The sequence below is a fragment of the Streptomyces sp. MBT65 genome, assembly GCF_016612545.1.
GTDB lineage: Bacteria > Actinomycetota > Actinomycetes > Streptomycetales > Streptomycetaceae > Streptomyces.
Window position 1 is genome coordinate 20,780 of the sequence record NZ_JAENRY010000006.1, and the last position, 24,383, is coordinate 45,162.

20 protein-coding genes and 3 pseudogenes are annotated in these 24,383 nt (G+C 68.5%); 15 read left to right on the top strand and 8 right to left on the bottom strand.

Annotated elements, in window-relative coordinates:
• Positions 1-23 precede the first annotated feature (23 nt).
• The 4 genes and pseudogenes from JHN63_RS02955 to JHN63_RS02970 form a co-directional block, all read left to right on the top strand.
• A complete protein-coding gene (locus JHN63_RS02955; RefSeq protein ID WP_200677070.1) occupies positions 24-893 on the top strand; it encodes a branched-chain amino acid ABC transporter permease in 870 nt (289 codons plus the stop codon).
• A gap of 12 nt (positions 894-905) precedes the next feature.
• Positions 906-3,431, top strand: a complete 2,526-nt coding sequence (locus JHN63_RS02960) for an ATP-binding cassette domain-containing protein (RefSeq protein ID WP_200677071.1) — start codon at positions 906-908, stop codon at positions 3,429-3,431.
• Positions 3,432-3,479: 48 nt separating this feature from the next.
• Positions 3,480-4,688 (top strand): ABC transporter substrate-binding protein, encoded by a 1,209-nt coding sequence (locus JHN63_RS02965; RefSeq protein ID WP_200677072.1) that lies wholly within the window; start codon positions 3,480-3,482, stop codon positions 4,686-4,688.
• Positions 4,689-4,905: 217 nt separating this feature from the next.
• Positions 4,906-5,067 (top strand): annotated as a pseudogene (locus JHN63_RS02970) (pirin family protein); the annotation flags it as partial.
• A 634-nt stretch (positions 5,068-5,701) separates the two neighbouring features.
• Here JHN63_RS02970 and JHN63_RS02975 read toward each other — a convergent pair.
• Positions 5,702-6,115: a transposase gene (locus tag JHN63_RS02975; RefSeq protein WP_307781799.1), complete on the bottom strand. Its 414-nt coding sequence runs from the start codon at positions 6,113-6,115 to the stop codon at positions 5,702-5,704.
• A 73-nt stretch (positions 6,116-6,188) separates the two neighbouring features.
• On the bottom strand, positions 6,189-6,617 hold the full coding sequence (locus tag JHN63_RS02980) for a TetR/AcrR family transcriptional regulator (RefSeq protein ID WP_200677073.1): 429 nt from the start codon (positions 6,615-6,617) through the stop codon (positions 6,189-6,191).
• Between the two features lie 83 nt (positions 6,618-6,700).
• Here JHN63_RS02980 and JHN63_RS02985 point away from each other — a divergent pair, with 83 nt between their 5' ends.
• The 5 genes from JHN63_RS02985 (at position 6,701) to JHN63_RS03005 (ending at position 12,059) form a co-directional block, all read left to right on the top strand.
• Positions 6,701-7,534, top strand: a complete 834-nt coding sequence (locus JHN63_RS02985; protein ID WP_200677074.1) for an alpha/beta fold hydrolase — start codon at positions 6,701-6,703, stop codon at positions 7,532-7,534.
• 19 nt (positions 7,535-7,553) lie between these two features.
• A complete protein-coding gene (locus tag JHN63_RS02990) occupies positions 7,554-8,459 on the top strand; it encodes an alpha/beta fold hydrolase (RefSeq protein ID WP_200677075.1) in 906 nt (301 codons plus the stop codon).
• A complete protein-coding gene (locus JHN63_RS02995) occupies positions 8,456-10,054 on the top strand; it encodes an FAD-dependent oxidoreductase (protein WP_200677076.1) in 1,599 nt (532 codons plus the stop codon). Before JHN63_RS02990 ends, JHN63_RS02995 begins: the two co-directional genes overlap by 4 nt.
• The gene (locus JHN63_RS03000) at positions 10,051-11,376 is read left to right on the top strand and encodes an amidohydrolase family protein (protein ID WP_200677077.1); all 1,326 of its coding nucleotides are present in this window, start codon (positions 10,051-10,053) and stop codon (positions 11,374-11,376) included. The genes JHN63_RS02995 and JHN63_RS03000 overlap by 4 nt, the downstream gene beginning before the upstream one ends.
• A 128-nt stretch (positions 11,377-11,504) precedes the next feature.
• Complete coding sequence (locus tag JHN63_RS03005) at positions 11,505-12,059, top strand: TetR/AcrR family transcriptional regulator C-terminal domain-containing protein (protein WP_200677078.1); 555 nt, start codon at positions 11,505-11,507, stop codon at positions 12,057-12,059.
• Between the two features lie 113 nt (positions 12,060-12,172).
• Here the strand turns inward: JHN63_RS03005 and JHN63_RS03010 are convergent, their stop codons facing one another.
• Positions 12,173-13,360, bottom strand: a complete 1,188-nt coding sequence (locus tag JHN63_RS03010; RefSeq protein WP_307781796.1) for a DUF3500 domain-containing protein — start codon at positions 13,358-13,360, stop codon at positions 12,173-12,175.
• A complete protein-coding gene (locus JHN63_RS03015) occupies positions 13,350-14,453 on the bottom strand; it encodes a zinc-binding dehydrogenase (RefSeq protein WP_200677079.1) in 1,104 nt (367 codons plus the stop codon). The genes JHN63_RS03010 and JHN63_RS03015 overlap by 11 nt, the downstream gene beginning before the upstream one ends.
• A 249-nt stretch (positions 14,454-14,702) precedes the next feature.
• Between JHN63_RS03015 and JHN63_RS03020 the strand changes: the two genes are divergently transcribed.
• From JHN63_RS03020 to JHN63_RS03040, 5 genes are all read left to right on the top strand, one after another.
• Positions 14,703-15,488, top strand: coding sequence for an SDR family oxidoreductase (locus JHN63_RS03020; RefSeq protein ID WP_200677080.1), 786 nt, complete (start codon positions 14,703-14,705; stop codon positions 15,486-15,488).
• Between the two features lie 32 nt (positions 15,489-15,520).
• Positions 15,521-16,456, top strand: a complete 936-nt coding sequence (locus JHN63_RS03025) for a dihydrodipicolinate synthase family protein (RefSeq protein ID WP_200677081.1) — start codon at positions 15,521-15,523, stop codon at positions 16,454-16,456.
• Positions 16,457-16,686: 230 nt separating this feature from the next.
• A complete protein-coding gene (locus tag JHN63_RS03030) occupies positions 16,687-17,592 on the top strand; it encodes a LysR family transcriptional regulator (protein ID WP_200677082.1) in 906 nt (301 codons plus the stop codon).
• Positions 17,593-17,895: 303 nt separating this feature from the next.
• Positions 17,896-19,245, top strand: a complete 1,350-nt coding sequence (locus tag JHN63_RS03035; protein WP_200677083.1) for a ferric reductase-like transmembrane domain-containing protein — start codon at positions 17,896-17,898, stop codon at positions 19,243-19,245.
• A 245-nt stretch (positions 19,246-19,490) separates the two neighbouring features.
• Entirely contained in the window at positions 19,491-20,864 is a 1,374-nt protein-coding gene (locus tag JHN63_RS03040) for a YhgE/Pip domain-containing protein (protein ID WP_200677084.1), read from the top strand.
• Positions 20,865-21,094: 230 nt separating this feature from the next.
• Here JHN63_RS03040 and JHN63_RS54565 read toward each other — a convergent pair.
• From JHN63_RS54565 to JHN63_RS03060, 3 genes and pseudogenes are all read right to left on the bottom strand, one after another.
• Positions 21,095-21,815: pseudogene (locus JHN63_RS54565) on the bottom strand (acyl-CoA dehydrogenase family protein).
• An 11-nt stretch (positions 21,816-21,826) separates the two neighbouring features.
• Entirely contained in the window at positions 21,827-22,453 is a 627-nt protein-coding gene (locus tag JHN63_RS03055; protein ID WP_200677086.1) for a TetR/AcrR family transcriptional regulator, read from the bottom strand.
• Between the two features lie 616 nt (positions 22,454-23,069).
• Positions 23,070-23,657 carry a TetR/AcrR family transcriptional regulator gene (locus tag JHN63_RS03060; protein ID WP_200677087.1) on the bottom strand — a complete coding sequence of 196 codons (588 nt, stop codon included), beginning with the start codon at positions 23,655-23,657 and terminating at the stop codon, positions 23,070-23,072.
• Here JHN63_RS03060 and JHN63_RS54570 point away from each other — a divergent pair.
• Positions 23,656-24,258: pseudogene (locus JHN63_RS54570) on the top strand (hypothetical protein). The gene JHN63_RS03060 and the pseudogene JHN63_RS54570 overlap by 2 nt on opposite strands.
• Here JHN63_RS54570 and JHN63_RS53860 read toward each other — a convergent pair.
• Positions 24,215-24,340, bottom strand: a complete 126-nt coding sequence (locus JHN63_RS53860; RefSeq protein WP_267953705.1) for a hypothetical protein — start codon at positions 24,338-24,340, stop codon at positions 24,215-24,217. The pseudogene JHN63_RS54570 and the gene JHN63_RS53860 sit on opposite strands and share 44 nt — an antisense overlap.
• Positions 24,341-24,383 lie beyond the last annotated feature (43 nt).

Below are 24,383 nucleotides of genomic sequence, written 5' to 3' on the forward strand. Positions count from 1 at the left end.
CGCTCTTCCCCGAGGGAGGGACTGTGAGTCAGTTCCTGCTTGTCCTGGTGAGCGGTGTGGCCAGTGGCGCCGTCTACGGCCTCATGGGTCTCGGGCTGGTGATCATCTACCGGGCCACGGACGTCGTGAACTTCGCGATGGCGTCGCTCGCCACCCTGGGGCTGTACGTGGCGCTCTCGCTGCACGACCGTGGTGTGGCCACGATCCTCGGCGTCCTCGCCGCCGTCGTGATCACGGTGGTGGCGGGCCTGCTCGTCCGGGAGACGGTGATCCGGCCGCTGGGGCAGGGCCAGTTGTTCTCCGCGCTCGTCGTGACGATGGGCGTGTCCCTGATCGCGGAGAACGTGGCCGGATCGATCTGGGGCGACCAGCCCAAGTCCTTCCCCAGCCTGGTCGACGGGACGGTGCGCTGGTCGGGGGCCGCGGTACCGACCCAGAGTCTGCTGACGATCGGCGTCGCCGCCCTGGCGATGGCACTGGTCGGCTACCTCTTCGCCCGCACCACGCTCGGCTCGGCCATGCGTGCCGCGGCCGAATCGGCGGAGACCGCGCGCGTGGTCGGCCTCAGTTCGCAGCGGCTGGCCCGGATCTCCTGGGCGCTCGGCCTGGGCCTCGCGGCCCTCGCCGCCTGCCTTTACGCGCCCCGGTCCGGGCTGGTGCCTACCGCCCTGGTCGCGCCGCTCTTCCGGTCCTTCGCCGGCATCTTCCTGGGTGGCCTGACCAGCATGTACGGGGCAGTACTCGGCGGGCTGACCATCGGCGTCCTGGACAACCTGGCGGCGAACTACGTCTCCGCCAGCTTCCGGGACACGTTCGTCTTCTCCTTCACCGTGCTGGTGCTGCTGATCCGCCCGCAGGGCATGTTCGGCACCCGCACCTTCCAACGGGTCTGAGGAGTCGCATCCATGGTCTTCAACCGTTCCCTCCTGGCGCGGGCCGCCCTGGGCCCGGCGGCCGGCGCGGTCCTGATGGCGTTCATGGCCTCCGGCGCGATCCCCGCGTACCAGATGTACTCGGTGGGGCTCGCGGCCGTGTACACGATCGTCATCCTGGCGGTCGGCCTGCTCGCCGGCTGGTCCGGTATCTGGTCGGTGGGCCATCCCGCGTTCTTCGCCATCGGCGCCTACTTCGCCGCGTACGGCAGCGGTCACGGCTGGTCGCTTGAGACGGTGGCCCTCGGCGCGGTCGCCGCCGGTGCCGTCCTGGGCGCCTTCCTCGGATACGCGGGTGCCAGGTTCTCGGTGCTCTACATCGCCCTGCTGACCCTCGCGTTCACCACGGTGACCCTGGAGCTGATCAACCGCTGGAGCAGCGTGACCGGCGGCGACCAGGGAGTGCCCGTGGTCCAGTTGCGCAGCGCACTCGGCTTCGGCACCCTCGCGGGCGGCGGCACCGAGACCCAGTACCTCGCGGTCGGCGCCGCGGCCGTCGTCCTCGCACTGGCCGTACCGGCCGCCGCCTCCGGGCTGCGGATGCGCCTGGTGGCCGCCAAGTCGCATCCCCTGGCGGCCCGTACGATCGGCATCGCCCCGGAGGCCCAGTCGGCGCTGTCGTTCGCGGTGAGCGGGGCGTGCACCTGCTTCGCGGGCGTACTGCTCGGACTGCTCACGGGGTTCGTGAGCCCGGATCCGTTCTCGCTGACGTTCGGCATCTCGCTGATCGCGGCCTGCGTGCTCGGCGGGGTCGGCACCATCGTCGGCGCCGTGGCCGGCGGCATCTATCTGACCTGGAACCCCTCGCTCTCCTCCGCCGTGGGACTGCCCCAGCCGGTCGTGCAGGGTCTCGTGCTGATCGCGGTGCTGCTCTTCCTGCCGGGCGGAGTCGTGCCGTTCCTCGGCCGGCTCGCCGGCCGCGTCCTGCGCCGACCGAGCGCCCAACGCACGTCACCGTCCGAGGAGTCGGCGGACCCCACGTCTCCGCAACCCCGGTCCGAGGCGGTCGGCGACGGACCCGAACTGCTGCGCCTGGAGCATGTCTCGGTCTCGTACGGTGGACTCAAAGCCCTGGAGGACGCCTCCCTGATCGTCCGTCAGAACGAGATCCTGGCCGTCATCGGTCCCAACGGCGCCGGAAAGACAACCCTGTTGAACGCCCTGTCCGGGCTGACCGGCAACGGCAGGGTGAGCGGTACCGCCGACTTCGCCGGGCAACAGCTGCTGGGAGCCAGGGCGACCGCGCGGCGGCGGCTGGGTATCGGCCGTACGTTCCAGCACGCGGAGGTGTTCTCCGAACTCACCGTCGCGGAGAACGTGTTGTGCACCCGGCGCCGGATCACGGCCGGGCACCGGGCCGATGTCACGCGGCTGCTGCGCTCCGTCGGTCTCGCGGAAGTGGCCCAACGGCGCCCGGGAGAGCTGCCGTTCGGCCTCCAGAAGCGTCTCGACCTGGCGCGCGCGATGGCCGAGAAACCGAAGCTGCTGATCCTGGACGAGCCGTTCGGCGGCCTCGACGCGGGCGAACGGGCGCTGTTGGCAGGGCACATCAGGCGGCTGCACGCCGACGGCACCGCGGTGGTGGTCATCGACCACGTCCTGGACGACCTGTTCTCCGTCGCGCACCGGGTGCTCGCGTTCGACTTCGGGCGCACGATCGGCGAGGGCACCCCGGACACCGTGCTCAAGGACCCGAAGGTGCGGTCGTCGTACCTGGGAACGGTCGACGGCAGGACCCGGCCGCCCGAACGCGTGGGTGAACGGAGCATGCTCCGCCTGCACGGGGTCGGCCACACCTACGGCGGGGTGGTCGCGCTCCGGGACGTCGACCTCGATGTCCGCCAGGGCGTGGTGCTGGGCATCGCCGGAGCCAACGGAGCGGGCAAGAGCACGCTGGCCGGCATCCTGCACGGATCGCTCGAACCAGCGCGCGGGGAGCGGGAGTCGGGCGGTGCCGTCCGCACCAGCCTGGCGCCGGAAGGCCGGGCCCTGTTCAAGACGCTGTCCCTGCGCGAGAACCTCGAAGTCGCGGCGTACGCGGCGGGCATCACCGGTGCGCCGCTGCGCGAGCGGATGGAGGAGACCGTCCAGTGGTTGCCGGCGCGGCTGCGCGACCGGATGTCGGCCGCCGCCGGTGGGCTCTCGGGAGGGGAGCAGCAGATGCTCGCCATCGCCCGGGCCCTGATCGTGGCGCCGGACGTCCTGATCGTCGACGAACCCGCACTCGGACTGGCCCCCGCCCTGGTCGACGAGGTCTACGACCGGCTGACCCGGCTGGCCCACGAGGGTCTGACCGTCGTCCTGCTCGAACAACTCCTCAGCCGCGCCCTGTCCGTGTGCCACGAGGTGGCCGTACTGCACGAGGGCGTCGTCGCGGCCCAGGGGCGGCCCGGCGACCCGGAGTTCGCGGCCCTGGCGGAATCGGGGTACTTCAGCGGCGGCCGGTACTCGGCCGCTCCCACCGCGGCGACCGACTCCCGTACCTCCCCGGTGAATTGACAGCTCGTACCGAACCCGCACCGAACCCTGTACCGAACGAGGTGGACCGTGTTCCGGACCCAGAGAAAACTCCGCCGCGCCACGGGCGCGATGGCCGTCATGGCCGCGGTGGCACTCACCGCCAACGCCTGTGCCGGCCAGGACTCCGCGACTGCCGGTGGCAGTTCCTCCGAGATCCACATCGGCGCGTGGCTCCCTCTTTCCGGCGCCACCGCGACCTACGGCGTGGGTGAGAAGGCGGGCGGCGACGCGTACTTCAAGATGGTCAACGCCCAAGGCGGCATCAACGGCCGCAAGATCACCTGGACCGTCAAGGACAACGCGGCCGATCCACAGCAGACCGTGCAGATCGCACGCGAACTGGTCGGCCAGGACAAGGTCGTGGCCATCGTCAACGCGAACGGCACATCGCAGGCGGAGGCGGCCTTTCCGTTCGTCCTCAACCAGTCCAAGGTGCCGGTCCTCAACGAGGTCGGCGGTTCCGCGTCCTGGTACGAGCCGCCGCGCTCCGGGCTGTTCGGCACCCAGACCCTCTACGAGGACCAGGCGGCGGCGCTCGCCGCGTGGGCGGTGCAGGACGGCGCGAAGAAGATCCTAGTGGTCCACAGCGACCCGGCCGCGTTCGTGAACGTGGCCAAGCAGGTGGAGCCTGTCGCGAAGAAGCTCGACCCCTCGGTCGAGGTCGACCGGCTGCCGGTCAAGTACCAGACCACCGACTACACCCCGGTGATCAGCAAGGTGAAGGCCGCGAAGACGCAGGCGGTGGTCCTGATCCTCACCTCGCCCGAGGCCGCCGCCTTCCTCAAGGAGGCCAAGCTCCAGGGCGTGTCCCTGCCCACCTACGCCTACGCGCCGGTGGCCGCCGAGTCGACGGTCGCGCTGGCCAAGGACGCCGCCGAGGGGCTCAAGGCCGTACAACTGGTGAAGGCGCCCTCCGACGACGACCCGGCGGTGAAGGAGTTCCGGACCGCCATGGCCAAGTACGAGCCCGGTCAGGACGCCGGGTTCCTCGCGCTGTGGGGCTGGAGCAACGCGAAGGTGTTCGCCGAGATCGCGAAGACCATCAAGGGGCCCGTCACGTCCAAGGCCATCATCACGGCGTACGAGAAGGCGTCTTCCGTGGATCCCGGGGTGTCGCCGGTGATGAAGTTCAGCGCGAGCGATCACCTCGGCACGCGCAGTGTGCAGCGCGTGGTCGTGAAGAACGGCGTGTGGACGTCCGTCGGTGACTTCTACACGCCCCCGGGCCGCGACTGAATGTTCCCCTCAGGAACCGTGGTCGGTGCGGGGTGAGGGAGGTGGCAGCGGACAGGGCTGCTATCGGGAACAGAGTGACACCAGCCGGTAGTTCGTCCGCGCTCCGTTCACGCTGGGCTCCATACCTCAGCGGTAGCGAATGTCGGTTCGGCATCCATGACATGGAGGCAACTGCGAGAACGGCGCCTCTATGGCATCGGCTGCGGTGATGCCGTGGTTGTTCTGGAATTGGATCGGACGGTCCCAGGAGGAGATACAGGTTCGTGAGGACTGGATGACAGAGGCACGGTTCGGTGAGGTGAAGGGGTACGACGGGGCGCCGTTGACCGCTCCTGAGCTGCCTCCGGTGGCGTTGAAGCCGCGGGGGAGAGTGCGCTGACCTGCTGAGATGTGCCAACGGGCCTGGCTGGCTAGGGAGTGGGTGGATTTCCGTCCCTGAGCCTGGGCGGCTGAGGGGATCGTGTGAGCGCCGGATCTTGAGGGGCTCGATACAGACGAGGTGTCAATTCTAAGGTGCGGCGGTGTGCGCGCGGCTGTGGTAGTCCGCTTGCTGAATTTCCTGATGGTGTATCAGTCGTTGGTCGTGGCTTGTGGATGGATCTCGTTGGCGCCTGGTGTCCTGAGTTGCCATCTCAGGGCTGGAGCATCGAGGGTCTCTTGGGGGTGCTGACGGTTGGTCCGATCGGCGGCGGAGCCCGGGCGTCTCGCGATTGGCGGGTCCTGACAAGACGCGAGACCGAAGATGCCTTGGCTTGGTAGTCTTTGGCGCCCGCTTCGGATGTTGTGCACCAGCAGTTTCTTAGTGTCATGGCTTGTACACGTGCGGTACTTGCACTGACCTGTGGAAGCGGGGCTGCTGTCCTCGGCGGAGGACGCATCGGCCCGAGAATGGCCTGGATCTTGGACTCGGGTGCGCGCTTCAGGCCATCCTGGGCGCCCAGGATGGCCGGCAGGCTTAAAGAGCATCTGATCAACGTTCAGGCCGCATTACGCGAATCGCCTGTTTCGATTCGTCAGGTTAGTGCTGATTCTCCGGTGAGTTCACGGCTGGTTTTGTTGGCCATGGCCCAGTGGACCATGCTGCGGGATCGCTGAGGCAGGGCTTCGTAGTCCCGGACGAGGCGGCGGTTGTGCGTCAGCCAACCGAAGTTGCGCTCAATCGCCCAGCGCTTCTTCTGTGGTTGGAACCCTTTGACGGTGGAGCGTTTCACGACCTCGACGTCGATGTCCCTGGACGCCCCGTGCTGGAAGACGCTGTTCTGGTGTCCGCCTTCGGCCCAGACCTTCGTCACGCTGGGGTGCGACGCGGCGAGCTCGTCGAGGAGGCGTTTCCCGCCGGTTGAGTCGTGGACTGAGGCGGCAGTGACGATGACCGCGAGGACCAGGCCGAGCGTGTCTGTGGCGACCTGACGCTTGCGCCCGTTGATGTCTTCTTGCCGGCATCAATGCCCTGACTGGCCTCGGCGCCATTTCCGGAGGTCTTCACGCTCTGCACATCGACTACGCGTGCGTGGCCAGTGCGGCCTCGAATCCCGCCTTGAGCAGGACCGCGACACAGCGCTCCCGCAGCGCCATCGCGTTGGGGCCGACGGGAATCTGCTCGGCCAGCAGCCGGGCGGCGTTCCCGTGTCGACCCAAGGCGCGGAACATGGCGTGTGCCATCGCCCTCAGAGACTGCCGCCAACTCGCCGAAGCCAGTTCCTCCAGCTCGACGAGGCCGAACATGTGGTCCACGACCTGCGCCACGAGCTCTGCCCGGTTGCCGAAATGCCGGTACAGCGTCGCCGTACTCGAACCCAGGCGCTCGGCCAGGGCCCTCATCGACAGCGCCTCGGCTCCCTCCTCGTCGACGATCTGCAGCGCCATGGCGACGATCCGGTCCGGTGGGACCGGCGGACGACCGGCAGCGCGGCGCACCAACTGATCCATCTCCTCACTCAAGGCCACCGTGGCAGTAACACGCGGGGACTTCCTCTTGACACGACCGTCATATCGGTAACAGTGTAGCCATTATGAGTACCTGGTCTGAGCCCCAGCCCGACTCCCGGTTCGTCGAGGTGGACGGACTGCGGATCCACTACAAGCGTGCTGGGCACGGCCCGGCACTCGTGCTGCTGCACGGCAGTGCCTCATCCCTGCAGCACTTCAACCGCGTGGCGGATCTGCTGTGGGATTCGTTCGATGTCATCCGTCCCGACCTGCCGGCGTTCGGACTGACGGGCCCGCGCAAGGACCGCGACTACCGCATCCCGGCGTACGCCGCGACGGTGGCGGGCTTCGTGGAGGCGCTGGGCGTGCCGCGCTACGCGTTGGCCGGCAATTCCCTGGGCGGCAACATCGCCTGGAACGTCGCGCTGGATCATCCGGAGCGGCTGACCGGCCTGGTACTGGTCAATGCCACCGGCTACCCGGAGAAGACGCTGCCCGCGGGGATGCGCCTTGCCCGCAACCCACTGGTGCGGCCCCTGCTGAGGCGGGTGATGCCGCGCGGTGCCATCGAGCGCAACCTGCGCGAGGCCGTCGGGCCGCATTCGCAGATCGTGGACGACGCCATGGTGGACCGCGCCCATCAGCTCATGAGCCGTCCCGGCAACCGCTCGGCCTTCGTCGACTTCTGCAACACCGACCAGCCGGACCGCAGCGCGCAGATCCCCCGCATCACGGTACCCACGCTGGTGCTGCGCAGCGCGAGCATCGACGGCCAGCACTTCACCCGCGACATCCCCGGCGCCCAGGAGCTCCTCCACCCCCACGGCGGACATCTGCTGCCGGAGGAGGAACCGCAGTGGGTCGCGGACGCGATCGCGAAGTTCCTCGGCTCCTGTGCCGACACCCCCGCGAACTGAGGGCAAGGAGGCCCGTTCCATGAAGTACTTCGTCGCCTCGGGCGAGGACCGCAGGCTCACCGCCGACTCGCGCAAGGCGCTGCGCGGCAGTTTCATCGAGCTGTCCGACGGCGTCACCCACTACGAGTTGACGGGGCCCGAGGACGGGGATGTCGTCCTGATGGCGGGCGGTCTGACCATCCCGCTGTTCTACTGGGACGGCCTCGTCAGCGAGCTGCACGCCCGCGGGCTGCGCACGCTGACCTGCAGCGCCTACGGCCGCGGCTACTCCGACCGGGTACAGGCGCGCTACGACGAGACGCTGTTCACGCGACAGTTGGCCGAGCTGGCGGACCGGCTCGGCCTGACGGCGCGACCCGTGCACCTGGTCGGCACCTCCATGGGCGCGCTGGTCGGCATGACGTACGCCGCTCAGTACCGCTCGTCGGTGTCCACTCTCACCATCGTCGGCCCCGCCGGTCTCGCGAAACCGCGGTTGGCCTCCCCCGACCGGCTGCTGCGCAGCGATCTGCTGGCCGGAGCGGTCGCCCGCCGTCGCGGCCTTCAGCTGCTCCAGGGGCACCTCGGGCACAACGTCCGCGACCCTGAACTCGGCGCGAAGCTGACCGAGATGGTCCTCGACTCCCTCCGCTTCGAGGGCTCGCTGTACGCGGTCTTCGACACCCTGCAGCACCTGCCTCTCACCGGCCGTGACGACCTCTTCCGGCGGACGGGGGCACTGGGCGTTCCGACGCTGCTGCTGTGGGGCGACGAGGACGACGTCACGCCGCTGGCGCAGTTCGACACGGCGCGCGCTCTGCTGACACCTCAGAAACATCATGTAATTAACAAATGCGGGCACATGGCCCCATTCGAACGGCCTCGCGACGTCGCCGATCAGCTCGTCCCGTTCGTGTCCGCACGCACCGAAAGGCTCGACTCATGAACAGCCCGCAGGCCATCGACGTACTGATCATCGGTGCCGGCCCCTCGGGCTCCGCCTTGGCGATCGACCTCGTACGCCGCGGACTCGACGTCCGGATCGTCGACAGGTCCCCCCACGCCTTCGACGGCTCGCGCGCCAAGGGCATCCAGCCCCGCAGCCTCGAAGTCCTCGAAGACCTCGGCGCTCTCGACGATGTGCTGGCCGGCGGCGACATCTATCCCAAGCTCGGGCTCCATGCGGGACCCATCGGTGTGCCGTGGAAGATGTTCCCCCACAAGGAGGCAACCCCGGACGTCCCGTACCCGAACACCTGGCTGATCCCGCAGTTCCGCACGGACCGCGCCCTGCACGCCCGGCTCGGTGAGCTCGGCCGCGAGGTCGAGTTCGGCAAGGAACTGACCGAGCTGACGCAGGACGAGGACACGGTGGTCGCCAAGGTGGTGGGCGCGGACGGGGTCGAGGAGATCGTCGCCCGCTATGCCGTGGGGGCCGACGGCGGCTCCAGCGTGGTGCGCAAGCAGCTCGACATCGGTTTCGCGGGGACGACGGACGAGGCTGAGCGCGTGCTGATCGTGGATGCCTCCGTAAGTGGCCTGGCCCGCAACCGGTGGCACATGTGGCCCGGCCTCGGCGGCAAGCTCATCGGCGCCTGCCCGCTCCCCGACAGCGACATGTTCCAGTGGATGATCCGGCTCACGCCCGACGAGAAGCCGCCCCAGGAGATCGGCGCCATCATCGACCGGATCCACTCCCACACCCGCAACCGGCACATCCAGCTGCACGAGATCCACTGGACGTCCGTGTTCCGGCCCAACATCCGTCTTGCGGAGCACTACGGACGCGGACGTGTCTTCCTCGTCGGTGACGCCGCGCACGTCCACACCCCGGCCGGTGCCCAGGGCCTGAACACCGGTATGCAGGACGGCTACAACCTCGGCTGGAAGCTCGGCCAGGTCCTCGCCGGAGCCGACCCGGCCCTGCTGGGCACCTACGAGGCCGAGCGGCAGCCGATCGCCGCCGGGGTCCTGGGCCTGTCCACGGAGAAGTGGGGCGGCATCGCCAAGCTCGATCCCTCCAGCATGAAGCGCGGCAAGGACGAGCAGCAGCTCGCCCTGACCTACTACGGCGGCCCGCTCGCCTCCGCCGACGGCGACAGTGGCGGCACCAGCACGCTGCACGTGGGCGACCGTGCCCCGGACGCCCGACTGCTCGGCGCCGAAGGCACCGAGACCCGCCTGTTCGACCTCTTCCAGGGACCGCACTTCACCGCCATCGCCTACGGTCCCGGCGCCGCCCGGGACCTCGAACTCCTCGACTGGCCGACGACGGGCGCCCAGCTGAAGCGGCTCACCGTCGGATCGGCAGCGGGCGACGGCCGCGCCTTCTCCGACCCCGAGAACACGCTGCAGAGTGCCTACGGCCTGACCGGCGACACGCTGCTGCTGATCCGTCCCGACGGCTACATCGGACACATCGCCACTCGGGATCTCCTCACCACCACACAATCCGCCGTGCGGGCAATGACGCCCCAGGCAAGGAGCCGCACCATGTCCCAGCCGAGCCACACCTCCCCCGGTTCGGGGGCCATTGAATGAGCCGCATACTGCTGCGCGGGGCGCAAGTCATCACGATGACGCCGGACCGGCCGGACGCCGAGCATGTCGACATCCTCGTCGACGGCGAGACCATCGCCGCCGTTGGCGAAACCATCGAGGCGCCCGACGCCGAGGTCGTCGACTTCTCCGGCCGCATCGTCGTCCCCGGTCTGGTCAACGCCCACCTGCACACCTGGCAGACCGCGCTGCGTTCCGCGGGCGCCGACTGGACGTTGATGGAGTACCTCACCCACCTCCACGGGAAGTGCGTCGGTCAGTACACCCCCGCCGACATGCACATCAGCAATCTCGCCGGCGCCCTGAACCAGCTCAACTGCGGTACGACCACCCTCGGCGACTGGTGTCACAACGCCCTGTCGCCCGAGCACGCCGACGCGGCCGTCGAGGGACTGGTCCAGGCCGGGATCCGCGCGGTCTTCCTGCACGGCACGCCCTACCGGTCGCCGGACACACCCCACCCGCTCGCCGAGATCGACCGGCTGCTCGACGGCCCCGTCCGCGACCACGCCCTCCTCACCCTGGGCATGGCACTCCAGGGGCCGCAGTACTCCTCCGCCGAGACCGCGGTGGCCGACTTCCGAGCCGGCGCGGAACGCGGCCTCGTCGTCTCGATGCACCAGAGCGGCGGCGAACCCTCACCCGGCTGGGAAGCCGTGCGCAACGCCGGGCTGTTCAGCCCCCTGACCAACGTCGTGCACGGAGCCGACCTGCCCGAGGACTGGCTGAAGACGCTCGTCGAGGCGGGCGTCACCTTCACCACCACCCCGGAGAACGAACTGGGCCAGGGTCACGGCACACCCGTCACCGGATCCCTGATGAGCCTGGACGCGGCACCCTCCCTGGGCACCGACATCGACACCGCCGTGCCCGGCACGGTCCTCACCGCCGCCCGGATCGCTCTGGCCCACCAGCGCAGCCTGGACCACGCCCATCACCGGCAGACGACCGGCATGTACGCCAACACACCGTCTGTCACCAGCAAACAGGCACTTGCCTGGGCCACGGTCGAAGGAGCGAAAGCACTGGGCCTGGCGGACAAGGTGGGCCGGATCGAGGTGGGCATGCAGGCCGACCTGGTCGCCGTCGACGCCCGGGCGCTCAACCTGTGGCCGGCGCACGACCCCATCGCCACGGTCCTGCACGCCGACATCGCCAACATCGAAGCCGTGATGGTCGCCGGCACCTGGCGCAAACGCGATCACGCCCTGCTCGCATCCGGCCTCGACGACGTCAAGGGCCAGCTACGCGAGTCCGGAGAACGGCTGCTGCGCAGCATCAGGCCCGCGGGCTCTCCCGGCTGACATACCGCAACGTGCCCCCACGCATGAACCGCGCGCCGACGCGCACGACACCCCGTCCTCGTCGGCGCGATGGCCACGCGCCCTCAGAGCCGCACACCGCGGCCTCGTTCCCACAGCAAGAAGGTTCCGTGAGCAGCCCCATGCCGCCTACTGCGGGGATGCCCCGCGACGCCCTGCACCAGGAGCAGATCATCCAGGCGACCATTGCCCTTCTGGACGAGAGCGGCATCGAGAGTCTGACCATGCGAAGACTCGGCAGCCGTCTCGGCAGCAGCGCGGCGGCACTCTACTATCACGTCAGGAGCAGACAGGATCTGCTCCTGCTGGCCGCTGACACCGTCTGGGGACAGACACCTCTCCCCGCTCCCGACGGCGCCGAATGGCGTCCGGTCCTCCTGGCCATGGCAGACAACCTGCGTTCGATGCTTCTCAGGCACCCCTGGCTGCTGGCCGCCATGACCATCCAGCCTCTCGACGGCCCGGCCAGGGACCGCCATGACGAGCACCTGCTCGCGGTCTGCGAAGCGTCCGGCCTCACCAGGCGGGATGCCGAGCAAGCCGCCCAGAGCGTCGTCACGTTCGCCATCGGCGCCGCCCTGGCAGACACCCCTCGCCCGTATGTGTCCTTCGGACTGCAGTCGCTTCTCGACGGCGTCGAAGCCAGGCTTGCCGCCCGTGCCTGAGCCGACACAGCAGCAGACTCGTCGTCGACGATCAGCAGGGTGGTCATGGTGCTGGTTCTTCCGGCGCGGCTGGACCGGCGGTACGGGTGTGTACGGCGCTCCCCGAGTACGCCCTACTCGTGTGCGATGTGTGCGATGTGTGCGCGGTGTTCGGCGAGCACGTCCAGTCCGAAGTCGGAGGTCAGGTCACGCCACACCGAGTGGGCGTGGTTGGCGTAGCGCTGTGTGTTGTCGTACTCGATGAGGACGCGAGGGTCCTGCACCCGGTAGTAGTGCGGTTCCCCGGCGTCCGTGCTGCCCGCCCAGCCGAAATGCACCGCGTCGAGGACGGTGTCAGAGGTGTAGTGGGTGTCGTAGGCGTCTGCGAGGAACTCGGGTGCCCGTCCGGTGTAAAGGGTGACGAGCCGGCGCAACAGGTGCCGCTGCTCGTTGTTCAGGTCGCGACCGCTGATGCCTTTGGGGGGAATCGTGATGGCCACGCGCGCGTGGTCCTTCTCGGTGTACCCGCTGCCCGCTTCCGCCCGGCGGTCGATGTCGTTGACAAGCCGGTCCAGCTCAGGGTCGGCGAACTGGCCGCGCCACAGGTCCTGCATGTGCATCATCGTGTCGCCGTGTTCGACGCGTGGGCGGTTGCCGGAGACGATGTCCGAGACCGCGGACGGGTGGAGCAGGGCGCTTCGGAGTCGGCCCGTGCCCAGACTGCGGACCAGTTGACGGGCCGTCTCCTCAGGGCCTTGCAAGGGCCGCAAGGTGCCTCCGATCAGCTCGGTCGTGGCCGGGTCGGCACCGATGAAGCAGGGGGTCGTGGAGACGAGCCGGCCAGCGACGACGAGGTTGTTCAGGGAGATGTGGTGGCCGCCGAACCGCCATGCCCAGACACGGTCGCCGGGGCGGCCGAAGATCCTCAGCCAGTACAGGCCGGGGTCCCGCCCGCGCTGCCGGCCCCATCGAACCCGCCACCCTTCCACCTGGTCCAGGACGTTCTCCAGGCCCATCACGGTGGTGACGGTGGCGTAGCCGGGGACGGACAGGCCGGTGGCCACCAGCCGCATGGCCAGGCTCTGCTGGCGGGCGCTCTGGTCCCGGATGGCGAGCCCGCCGTGTTCCGTGGGGGTGTAGAACCAGCGCAGCCGCTCGGCCTCCGCGTCCGGGTGAAGCGGGGAGCCGTAGGCGGCGAGCGGGAGTTGGTCTCCGCTCAGGCTGCTCAGCCAGGTGGTGGCGACGTCGGCCATGACAGCCGCCGCCTTCTCCCGCCCGGCCGTCAGGGTGTCGGGCGCCGTGTCTTCGCGGTCACCGGGCACGGGCGCTCCCCAGGTCCTCGGAGATGTCAAGCATGACCTTGATGGCGTTGCCCCGGCGCTCGGCGTAGGTGTCGAACGCCTCGGCTACGTCGGGCAGCCCGAAATGGTGGGTGACCAGTTCCGCGGTGCGCAGCCGGCCCCGGGCGGCCAGGCCCACGGCGCGGGCCACCGAACCGGTGCCCTCGCCGCGGACCGTCTGGATCGAGATGCCGTTCATCACGGCGTGGTTGAGGTCGGCCTGCACGGGCTCTTCGAAGAAGCCGACGAGGACGACCTTCCCGGACCGCTTGGCCATGCGCAGCGCGTCGTCCACCGCACTCGGGGCGCCGGAGCACTCCAGGACGATGTCGGCGCCGATCCCGCCGGTCGCCTCCCGAACCGCCGCCACGGCGTCCTCCTCCCGGGAGTTGACGACCAGGTCCGCGCCGAAGGACTTGCCAATGGCGAGCCTGGCTTCCCGCGTGCCGGCCAGGGCTACGGTCCTGGCCCCGAGTTCACGTGCGACCTGTACCGCGAGCAGCCCTATCGGTCCGGGGCCGATCACGGCGACCGTGGATCCGACGAGCAGGGTGTCGAGCACGTCGAAGGCGTGCATCACGGTGCCCACGGTGGTGAGGACGACCGCGGCGTCGAAGTCCACGGTGTCCGGCAACCGGTGGAGGGTCGCCACGTGGTTGAGCGCGTACTCCGCGAAGCCCCCGTTGACGGTCATCCCCTGCACGCGGTGCCCGGTGTGCCGCAGGCCGTAGTTGAGGCAGTCCGTGTAGGCCCCGGCCAGGCAGTTGGCGCAGCGCATGCAGCCGCGGTGGGCTTCCGTCACCACCCGGTCGCCGACCCGGAGCTCGTCCACGGCGCTGCCCACCGCGGCGACGACGCCGGCGTACTCGTGGCCGGGTACGAACTCGCCCGCGGCCGGGCCGCCGTCCTTGAAGAAGTGCCGGCTGCGGATCTTCAAGTCCGTTCCGCACAGGGACGCCCTGCGGACGCGTACCAGAACGTCTTCCGGTCCCACCTGCGGCACGGGCAGTGTCGTGACGGCGAGGGTGCCGGGCTCGCCCAGCACCGCGGCCTGCATGGTTTCCGGCAAGGACATAGGGGCCTCCATTTACGGCCATGAAAATGCGTCGGGAATCGACGGGCCGAAACGGCCCTATTTCCCACCTCATCCTGCACGCCGGCAATGCCTATTCCCTATGCGTGGCGCATAGGCATCCCTTATGCATGTCGCGAGAGATTCCTATTGGAGACCCACCACAACCTCGTGGCAGTGTCATGTGGAAACGACGGACGTGGCCGTCGGCCGCACGGCCGGGGAACGGGCCACCGCCCAAGGAGCGAAGCTGTGGATCTGGGAATTTCGGGCAAGACCGCGCTCGTGCTGGGCGGGGGTGGGGGTCTCGGCGGCGCGATCGCCCAGGCTCTCGCCGCGGAAGGGGCCGCTGTCGCCGTCGCGGACATCAGCCCACAGGCCGCAGAGAGCACCGCCGGGGCGGTGACCGACGCGGGCGGGAAAGCCGTGCCCCTGGAATGGGATCTCGCGGACCTGGGCGCGATCGACCAGCACGTCGCGGCAGTCGAAGGGGCGCTCGGTCCCGTGGACATCCTGGTCAACAACACGGGAGGGCCGCCGCCCTCGCCGGTTGCGGGGCAGGACCCTGACCTGTGGCTGAAGCACTTCCAGTCCATGGTGCTGTCCGTCATCGCGATCACGGACAGGGTCGTGCCGCTGATGCGGAGCCGCGGCTGGGGCAGGATCATCACCAGCGCCAGCTCGGGGGTGATCGTCCCCATCCCCAACCTGGGGCTGTCGAACGCCTTGCGGGGCAGTCTGCTCGGCTGGTCCAAGACGCTGGCCCGGGAAGTCGCGGCCGAGGGGGTGACCTGCAACGTGGTCGTTCCGGGACGGATCGGCACCCAGCGGATCAAGTTCCTCGACCAGGCCAAGGCCGATCGGGAGGGCAAGTCCGTCGCGGAGACGTCCGCCGAGAGCGTCGCGTCGATCCCTGTGGGCCGCTACGGCGAGCCGCGGGAATACGCCGCGGCCGTCGCCTTCCTCGCAAGCGTGCAGGCTTCATACATCACAGGCTCGGTCATTCGCGTCGACGGCGGACTCATCGCCAGTCTCTGAAAAAGGCATCGAATTTCTGAGGAGGCAGAACAATGGCACCCCTGGACCGCAACACCCATGGTGTTTTCGCCATCGCACCAACGCCCTTCGACGAGGAAGGCGCAATCGATTTCGACTCGCTCAGCCGACTCGTCGACTTCTACAAAGACGCCGGCGTCACCGGACTGACCCTCCTGGGCCAGATGGGCGAAGCACCCAAGCTGTCCCACGACGAAAGTGTGCGCATCGTCCAGCACGTCATCAAGCGCACCGATCTGCCGATCATCGTGGGCGTCTCCGCACCCGGCTACGCCGCCATGCGGGCTCTCGCGGTCGACGTCATGTCAGCCGGGGCCGAGGGCGTCATGATCGCCCCGCCGAACACGCTGCGTACCGACGACCAGATCGTGAGCTACTACGAGGGAGCGGCGGGCGCCATCGGCGCGGACGTGCCGTTCGTGATCCAGGACTATCCGCTGTCCTTCTCCGTCGTCATGTCCCCTGCCGTCATCGCCCGCATCGCGAACGCCGCGCCAGGGTGCGTGATGCTCAAGCACGAGGACTGGCCGGGCTTGGAGAAGATCAGCGGACTCCGGCAACTCGAAGCCGATGGAGCGATGCCCCGCCTGTCGATCCTGTGCGGAAACGGCGGCCTCTTCCTGGACTTCGAGACCGAACGCGGAGCCGACGGAGCGATGACGGGCTACTGCGTGCCCGAACTCCTCGTCGACGTCGTGCGCCACACCGCCGCCGGCGACCGTGACGCCGCCCATGACATCTTCGACGCCCACCTGCCCCTGCTGCGCTACGAACAGCAGCCGGGCATCGGCCTGGCCGTGCGCAAGTATGTAATGAAGCGCCGCGGAATCCTGGCCTCCGACGCCCAGCGCAAGCCCGGGGCCGCGCTGTCGGCGCGTGCCCGCACCGAGGTCGACTACTTGCTGTCCCGGCTCACCCGCAAGGACAGCAGGGTCACACTCACGGCATGACCCACAGGTAACACCTCTCAGCAGCACAGCACCACGTCACCTGGCCCCGCCCCGCCAGCAGACCGGGACTCTGCCCAGATAGGAACACCCGTCTCCTGTATCCGACACGCGCTGCCCTCGCACATCCCCGCCAACGCGAGCTGCGTGCCATGCCGACTGATCCTGGAAGACACCGGATTTGTGGTCACAGCACGAGTACTGGGCAACGCTCGGCCGAGTAGCTTGATCACATGCAGCTACGTCAGCTGGAGTACTTCCTCGCGGTCTGGGAGGCGGGCTCCTTCAGCGGAGCGGCTGCGCGGCTCTATGTCACACAACCTTCGCTGTCCCAGCAGATCGGGGCCCTGGAGAAGGAGCTGGGCGCGGTCCTGCTGGAGCGCGGTCGGCAAGGGGTGACGCTGACTCCCGCGGGCCGTGTCTTTCTGCCCCGAGCACAGAACGTCGTCCGTGCGGTGCAGGACGCGCAGGACTCGGTGCGCGAGGTGGTAGAGGGCCGTCAGGGCGACGTCCACGTCCTGACCGTACGGTCCGTCGCCTCGGGGATTCTGCCGCCGTCCGCGGCGCGCTGGCACTCGACGTACCCCTCCACCGTGCTGAGACTGCACGACTACTCCCACCGCCGGGACCTCGAAGAGGCCATGCGCAGTGGCCAGGGTGACATCGCGGTCGGTCCACGGCCCGGCCCTTGGGAGGGGCCCGTCATCTCCCTGGGATATGAGGAGATGGTGGTGACCGGCTCGGCCGAATACCCGGCGGGGACCGCGGCTGATCCAGCCGAACTGGTCGCCGCCGACTGGGTGCTCTACGAGCAGGAACAGGGCATGAGCGAAGTGGTGGACCGCCTGGCAGGGCACCTCGGGTTCACGCCGCGCGCCGTCGCACGCACGGGCCAGGTCTCCGCAGCGCTCCTGTTCGCGGTCGAGGGGATCGGCGTGACGGTGACACCGGAGAACGCGGTGCCGCTGCGCTGGTCGAGGCACGCCCGGCGGATCGGGCCCGGTTATTTCCGGGAGCTGGTGGTGTTCAGCAGAAAGCTCCCCTCCCAACTGGCCGAGCGGTACCGGGACATGCTCACCACTGTGGAGTTGCCGCTGACCGCGGAGCGGGATCTGCCCGAAGGAGCACTCCGCTTCTAAGGTCAACTTGCCCTGAGATCGAGGGTGTTGTTCCCGCATCTGAGTGATCAGTGTCAACGGCCACTCAGTTCTTCTGCGGATCGAGTCCACACCTCCACGGATGGGCAGATCCAGGGCTGGCCAACGGGCATCCGAATACACCACTGGACCACAACCAGCCAAACGGCTACGCTGTTGCCAATATTAGAGGTGGCAGGAAACGCAGTCACCTGGGCTCGAGGGCGCTCAAGCCGTGACCCCACGGTCCGCCTGCCTTCACCAGCGCCCCTTCGTCCACAGTGCCGACCCCCCCAGGGGTAGACGATGCCCGTCCTGATCGTGATAGCGATCTACGCTGTCCGGATCGCGCGCGCCCCCTTGGACGCGCGCCTGAAGAAGCGCAACGTCGGACCCCTGTCGGTCACGACCGGAGCGGTCATGCTCTATCTGGCCTGGGACTGGCTCAGGCCCGAGGGCCTGAGTGCTGTCTATTTCGTTGGCGAGTTCGCCGGCGTCCTGTCCGTCTACCTGATGTCCTGCACCTTGGTGCTGGCCACCCGCCTGATGTGGTTGGAGCAGTGGTTCGGCGGCCTGGACCGTATGTACCGTCAGCACAAGCTGTACGCCGTATGGTCCATACTCCTGCTGACCCCCCACCTGCTCCTCCACTTTTTCTCCGGTTTCGACGGGAGCCGGTACGGCTACGCGCACCGGGCCGCGTCGGTTGGGGTGGGCCATCTCCTCGGTGCCGTCTCCGCCATCGGCCTGCTGCTGCTCGTCCTCATCTCGCTCGGCCAGGTCGGCCGCATCCTCCGACTGCCCTACGAGCGCTGGCTGTTCCTGCATCGCCTCACCGGCCTGCTACTCCTGTCGGCGCTGTTGCACGGCTGGTTCCTCGATCTCGTCATCACCGGATGCACGCCCCTCCTGGCGATCTACGTCACTATCGCCGCCATCGGCATGACCGCCTACACCTACGACGAACTGGTGCTACGGCACAGGGAACCCCGGGCGGACTACACCGTCGACCGCGTCGAGCGGCCGACACCCGACATCCTCGACCTCACCCTCACGCCCACCGGCGAGACGACGCTTCCCGTGACAGGAGGTCAGTTCGTATACCTGCGGGTCGGCGGCTGGCACGAACACCCCTTCAGCGTCGCAGGAACGCAAGCCGACGGCTCGGTACGCCTCACCATCCGTGCCCTGGGCCGCGGTACACGCGGCCTCTACACGGACATAAGTGAAGGACACCCCGCAACCCTCAAGGGTCCTTACGGCATGTTCGACCACACCCTCGGCGGACCCCGGCAGATATGGATCGCGGGGGGCATCGGTATCGCACCCTTCCTCGGCTGGCTCACCCACCCCGGTACGGCGCCGCTCCGCACCGACCTCTTCTACTGCACCCCCACCGCCGAAGACGCACCGTTCCTCCCGGAACTCACCGCAGCGGCAGCACACCGCCCCGAGTTCCGGCTCCACCCGACGTTCAGCCGCAGCCACGGCCGTCTGACCGCCGAAAGAATCCAGGCCGAGGCCGGACCGATCACCCCCGACACGCACGTCTTCCTCTGCGGCCCCGTCTCCATGATCGAAAACCTCACTCGCGCCCTCCATCGCCAGGGCGTCCCCCGCCGGCATCTCCACGCCGAGCACTTCGCCTTCCGCTGACGAGCCGCCGACCGCACGGGTCACAACAGCTGTAGGCCTGATTGTCCGGCGACCGGTTGCCCCCCACCCAGGTGCTTGTGCGCCGGTGGTGCCTACGGCGGCGCCTGGCGTCCGCACTTCGATGGTCGTCGCGTATCCGCCGTGATCCCAGGGGTTCACTCCGTGATCCACGGGGCCACTGCCGCCTGAATCCACTCATTGAAGCAACGTCAATCTCCTCGCCATTCGGCCCTCCATTTGACTTCATGGATCTAGGTGACCATTCTGATCACCTAGTAACCAAAATGGTCACCTCGAAGGGTGTGCACACCATGGCAAACGGCAAGGGCGCGGCAGGGAGCAGGCTGGGGCCGCGGTTGTGGCTGGCCCCGGCCGTCATCGTCACCGTGGTCATGGCCGCGCTGGCGGCGCTGTACCTGGGAGGGACGGTCAACGCCTCCAAAGACCTCAACGACTTTCCCGTAGCGGTCATCAACGCCGACACCGGCGCCACCAGCGCATCGGGACAGCGCATCGACGTCGGCAAGGAGATCGCCGACAGCCTGCGCAAGGGCGTCGACGACGACAAGTTCGATCTGCGTTTCGTCAGCCTCGCCACGGCGAAGAAGGACATGGGCAGGGGGAAGCTCTACGGTGCGATCGTCCTGCCCTCGGGCCTGAGCGAGAAGCTGATGACGCTCACGGCGAGCGCGGCAACCGGCGGGGCCGCTGAGCAGCCTGCGGTCACCGTGTTCACCAATCCCCTCGCGAACACTTCCAGCGCATCCATCGTCAATTCCTTCGCCTCTCAGGCGCTGGCCGAGGCGAACCAGACGGTGGGCAAACAGCTCCTCACCAGCGCTGCGCAGGCCACGGAAAAGGCCGGGTCCGGCAGTCGATCCGTCTCAGGGACCGCTCGCATCGTCCTGTCCGAGCCGATGCAGGTCCATGTCACACCCTTCAAGGAAGTGCCGGACGGCAGCGGCGGCGGCCTGTCGGCCTTCTACTACGCCCTCCTGCTGGCGCTGGCCGGCTTCACCGGCTCCCTGATCGCCACCAATCTCGTCGACTCCCAGCTCGGTTTCACTCCGTCGGAGATCGGTCCGCTCTACCGCATGGAGAGCCACTCGGGTCGCAGCCGCTTGTCCACTCTTGCTCTGAAGTGGGGGCTCATGACGGGGATCGCGGTGGTCGTCAGCACCGTCTACCTCGGGATCGCGGACCGGATCGGCATGCCCCTGGACCACCCCGGGCAGCTCTGGCTGTTCAGCGTGCTGGCCATCACGGCCGTCGCAGTGGTCGCGCAGGCGATCCTCGCCCTGCTGGGCGGCCTGGGCATGGTGGTCAACCTCTTCCTCTTCATCGTGCTGTCGATCCCCAGCTCCGGGGGTACGACACCGCTGGAAGCCATGCCCCCCTTCGTCCGCTTCCTCAGCTCGTTCGAGCCCATGCACCAGATCTATCTGGGTACGCGCTCGATCCTGTACTTCGGGGCCAGCTGGGATGCGGGGCTGGGGCGTGCGGTGATCGCCTCGGTGATCGCGGTCGGCCTCGGCCTCCTCGTCGGCGCCCTGGGTACTCGCGCCTACGACCTCAAGGGGCTGGCCAGGAAGCACACCGCTGCCGCTGCCGGGCAGTGAACCGCGGCCCTGCCGGGGATACTCCGACATCCCCGGCACCTGGTTCCGCCCGCCCCGGGAAGGATCGGGCCGCCGGGTAGGCGGCTGCGGAGGCGAAGGGAAACGTACGCCCCAAGCGAATCACCGTGCCGGGCCGGTTGGCGGGGGCCCCACGGCCGTTACAGATGCACCAGGCCGCTGAATCGCAGGGCGGCCCCTGTTCACCGGAGCTTCGCATCTTCCTGGAAGGTTCAGATCAGGGGTGTGAGCGTCTGGTCGAGGCCCGCGAGGACCTGGCCGAAGGCTTCGTAGCCGACAGCTCCGACAACTGCGCCGTGGCGAGCGGACGTGTTGGCGTCCCGCCAGATCCGCTGCAGCACGTTGTTCTCCGCGAAGCTCGCCGCGCCGTGGGCGGAGAGCAGAGTCTGCAGGGCCGCGCAACCGGTCTCTGCGACGTATCCGACGTCCGCTCGCACCCGCGTCGAACATGCTGAGGTGCTCGGCCCGCGCCGCTGCCCGGTCGACGTCATCAGCGGCGCGGTATGCGTGCAGATGAGCGGTGTCGATCTTCAGCGCCGCCTCGGCGAGCTGGAGTTGGAACGCGGTCGAGTCTGCCTGTCGGGTGAAGAAGGCGTACGGGATCGCCTTCACCTGCCCCTTCTCCCGCACCAGGCTCAGCGCGGCCCGGGCCAGGCCGAGGTGGGTTGCGATGGCGGTAACGCCGAGTACGGAGCCGAGATTCGAGCGGTACAGGGCGCTGTCGGGATGTTCTTGCCTGCAAGGCCGGCTGTCACCGAGGCAAGCCGGTGCTCGGGGACGAAGCCCGTCTGCCCCGGGCACTCTGCGTTGCAGCGCCCGGTCACCACCGGGACTCTCCAGCCACTGCACAAGATCACGCGCTCGGCACCGGCAGCCGCGGCGACGCCCGATGCCGACCGGGATGACTCCATGGGCCGGCGGCCTCAGATTCACGTTCTGACTGGTCAGGCGTCGTCGCGCAGGTGGGCAAGCCCGCTGAGAAGGAGTTCGAGTCCGAAGGAGAACTCGTCCTCGATCGGAACGGGCATCGACCCGGCGACGGTGACCGTTGCCGGGAACAAGGCTGGATCGACGCCCTGAAAGACGGCGGACAGTTGTGCGTCGTCGAGTTGCCCGCCGCCGCCATGACCGTTGACCTGTATGGCGAATCCGAGGACGTAGCGGGAGAGGGTGGCAAAGGCGTGCGCGGCCAGTCGCGGCGGGAAGCCGCTGTCGAGCAGCGCCGCGACACAGTGCTCCCGCAGTGCCATGGCGTTCGGCCCCAGGGGAATCTCTTCGACCATCAGGCGCGCAGCGTTCCGGTGCCGGGCCAGGGCCTCGAACATGGTGTGCGCGACCGTCCGTAGCCCTTGCTGCCAGCCCATCGCGAGGAGTTCGTCGCCGTTCAGTTTCACGGCGCCGAACATGCGGTCCACGACATGGGCGACCAGCGCTGCCCGGTTGTCGAAATGCCGGTACAGCGTCGCCGTGCCCGAGCCCAGGCGCTGGGCCAGCGTCCGCATCGAGAGAGCGTCGGCCCCTTCATCATCCACGATCTGCAATGCCGTAGAGACGATGCGCTCCAGCGGCACGGGAGGACGTCCCGGGCGCCGAGCCGATGCCGTGGCCGCTCGCACAGGACCAGCTGCTGCCACTGAACGTCCACCTCCTCGGCCAGCACCATAACAGCAACACCGTATCCACTTTGGAGATCGCCGGTTGGGCATGGAGCGGCGGCGCCCCCTTCGATCAGCCCATGGCCGACCGCTCATTGGGGACTCCGGCACAGGCCAATCCCACTATGGGTTTGCCGCGGCCTTCGCTCCGTGCCAGGTTGGGGCAGGAACCGGCCGTCTGAGCCGACAGCGCCCAGGTCGATACCAACCACACTGGCCGAGAGCGGAACTTCGAGTGGCACCGACCGTGTCAAGGGGCCGTTGTGTTCCTGGCATGCGCCCGCGCGTCAGCAGTTCACGGCAGACCGGGCCTCGCACCGCCACACGCCGGGAGGCACGAACGGCCGGGCGTCAGAAGCCGGCTCGTCACCGCAGCACCTCGAGTGCGGAAGCGACCTCGACGACGTTCGCCGAGGGCACTCTGCCCCGGCCGAACTGTACAAGTGACGCAGCATTGCCTCAGCCGGCGCTGCGCACTGCTCGCCGGTCCCGTTGTTCCGTACTGCACCGCCGGCTACCCCGTCGCAGTGCCTCAATCACCCGCGCCGGCATCGCCGTTGCCCCTGTGGCCCAGTGCGCCAAGGCTCGCGGCAATCACCACATCAGTGCGCTCGGTCCACCTGGCCTCACGGTTTGCCATCATCGTGACGGTCACAGCACCGATCGCGGACACCACCCGCACATGCCGTTCCTCATCAGTCCAGACATCGGGATCGAAGGCTTCCATCAACATGCGCTGCGCCCCGGAGAGGCGCTGCATGATCTCGGGCTCTCGCGTCAGCCCGAAGGCGCCGACGATGAGCGCACCAGTCCCCGGCCACTCCTCGATCAGCTCGACCAGCGCACCGAGCAGGGCGGCGTCCCGCTCAAGCCCGACCGGGAGGCCCTCACCCGCAGCCGCCACTCGTGCGGCGTGTTCCTCCGCGCGAGCGACCACGGCGTCCTGGATCCGCTCCTTCGAGCCAAGGCGCTTCAGCACAGCCGCCTTGGAGTAGCCGGCACCGTCGGCGATCGCCTGCACGGGGCCCTGAGCGAACCCGTGCCGCGCAAAGACTGAGGCCGCCACGTCGATCAGGGCACGATCGATCTCGTCTCTGGTGGGCCTCACGGTTGGCTTCATGACCAAAGGTTACCGTTTCGGTCAGCAAGTGACCGAAACGGTAACACCGCCCTCGTTCACCACCACGGTCCCCATCGGGGATGTCGCGGACCAGGACGATCTCAGGTGCCGGGGTCGAGTCGACGGGCTGCGGGAGGAGGCCGACCGCATCCAGGCCGAGCCGGCTGTGGCCGAGTTGGAACGGCAGGAGTGAGTGATCGCTCACAGGCGGGTCGATACGGTGCTGGCTCCGGACGACGGTGTCGCCGCCGAGGCGGAGGTCACCGCGGATCTCGGGATGCTGAGGTGCAGTCGACGCTGCGGGACGCGGCGAAGCCGAAGTCGCAGATGCCGGTGTAGTGCCAAGGGCTTGCGTGGTCGGTTATGTCGGTGGACTACCAAGCGCATCCTCACGGCGCTCGCGGACGGGGCGCGGCTCCGTCAAGGGCCGCTGACCTGCCAGGAGATGGCCGCCGTGTTCGGCATGGAGGTGGTGCCGGCGCGGGCGGAGGCCCTGCGGTCGAAAGCGAAACGCCTGGTGACCTGCGGCTGGCTGGCCGGGCAGCAGCTGGGCCGGTTCACCCTCGCGGCAGGCGTGACCGGACCAGGCGACGGGTCATGAGCAGGGTCATCGACCAGTAGACCATCGCCTCCGCGCTGGTGGTGCGCCGCTCGAAGTCGCGCACCAGACGGCGGCTTCGCATCAGGTGGGCGAAGAGACGACAGTGAGGATGTACGAGGCATCGC

Bases quoted from the DNA above. Each gene is read 5' to 3' on its own strand.
- JHN63_RS03025 (WP_200677081.1), top strand. From the start codon at position 15,521: ATGGCACCCCTGGACCGCAACACCCATGGTGTTTTCGCCATCGCACCA.
- JHN63_RS03035 (WP_200677083.1), top strand. From the start codon at position 17,896: ATGCCCGTCCTGATCGTGATAGCGATCTACGCTGTCCGGATCGCGCGC.
- JHN63_RS03015 (WP_200677079.1), bottom strand. From the start codon at position 14,453: ATGTCCTTGCCGGAAACCATGCAGGCCGCGGTGCTGGGCGAGCCCGGC.
- JHN63_RS02980 (WP_200677073.1), bottom strand. From the start codon at position 6,617: ATGGATCAGTTGGTGCGCCGCGCTGCCGGTCGTCCGCCGGTCCCACCG.
- JHN63_RS02990 (WP_200677075.1), top strand. From the start codon at position 7,554: ATGAAGTACTTCGTCGCCTCGGGCGAGGACCGCAGGCTCACCGCCGAC.
- JHN63_RS02985 (WP_200677074.1), top strand. From the start codon at position 6,701: ATGAGTACCTGGTCTGAGCCCCAGCCCGACTCCCGGTTCGTCGAGGTG.
- JHN63_RS02995 (WP_200677076.1), top strand. From the start codon at position 8,456: ATGAACAGCCCGCAGGCCATCGACGTACTGATCATCGGTGCCGGCCCC.
- JHN63_RS03000 (WP_200677077.1), top strand. From the start codon at position 10,051: ATGAGCCGCATACTGCTGCGCGGGGCGCAAGTCATCACGATGACGCCG.
- JHN63_RS03060 (WP_200677087.1), bottom strand. From the start codon at position 23,657: ATGAAGCCAACCGTGAGGCCCACCAGAGACGAGATCGATCGTGCCCTG.
- JHN63_RS03030 (WP_200677082.1), top strand. From the start codon at position 16,687: ATGCAGCTACGTCAGCTGGAGTACTTCCTCGCGGTCTGGGAGGCGGGC.
- JHN63_RS02960 (WP_200677071.1), top strand. From the start codon at position 906: ATGGTCTTCAACCGTTCCCTCCTGGCGCGGGCCGCCCTGGGCCCGGCG.
- JHN63_RS53860 (WP_267953705.1), bottom strand. From the start codon at position 24,340: ATGCGAAGCCGCCGTCTGGTGCGCGACTTCGAGCGGCGCACCACCAGC.
- JHN63_RS03040 (WP_200677084.1), top strand. From the start codon at position 19,491: ATGGATCTAGGTGACCATTCTGATCACCTAGTAACCAAAATGGTCACC.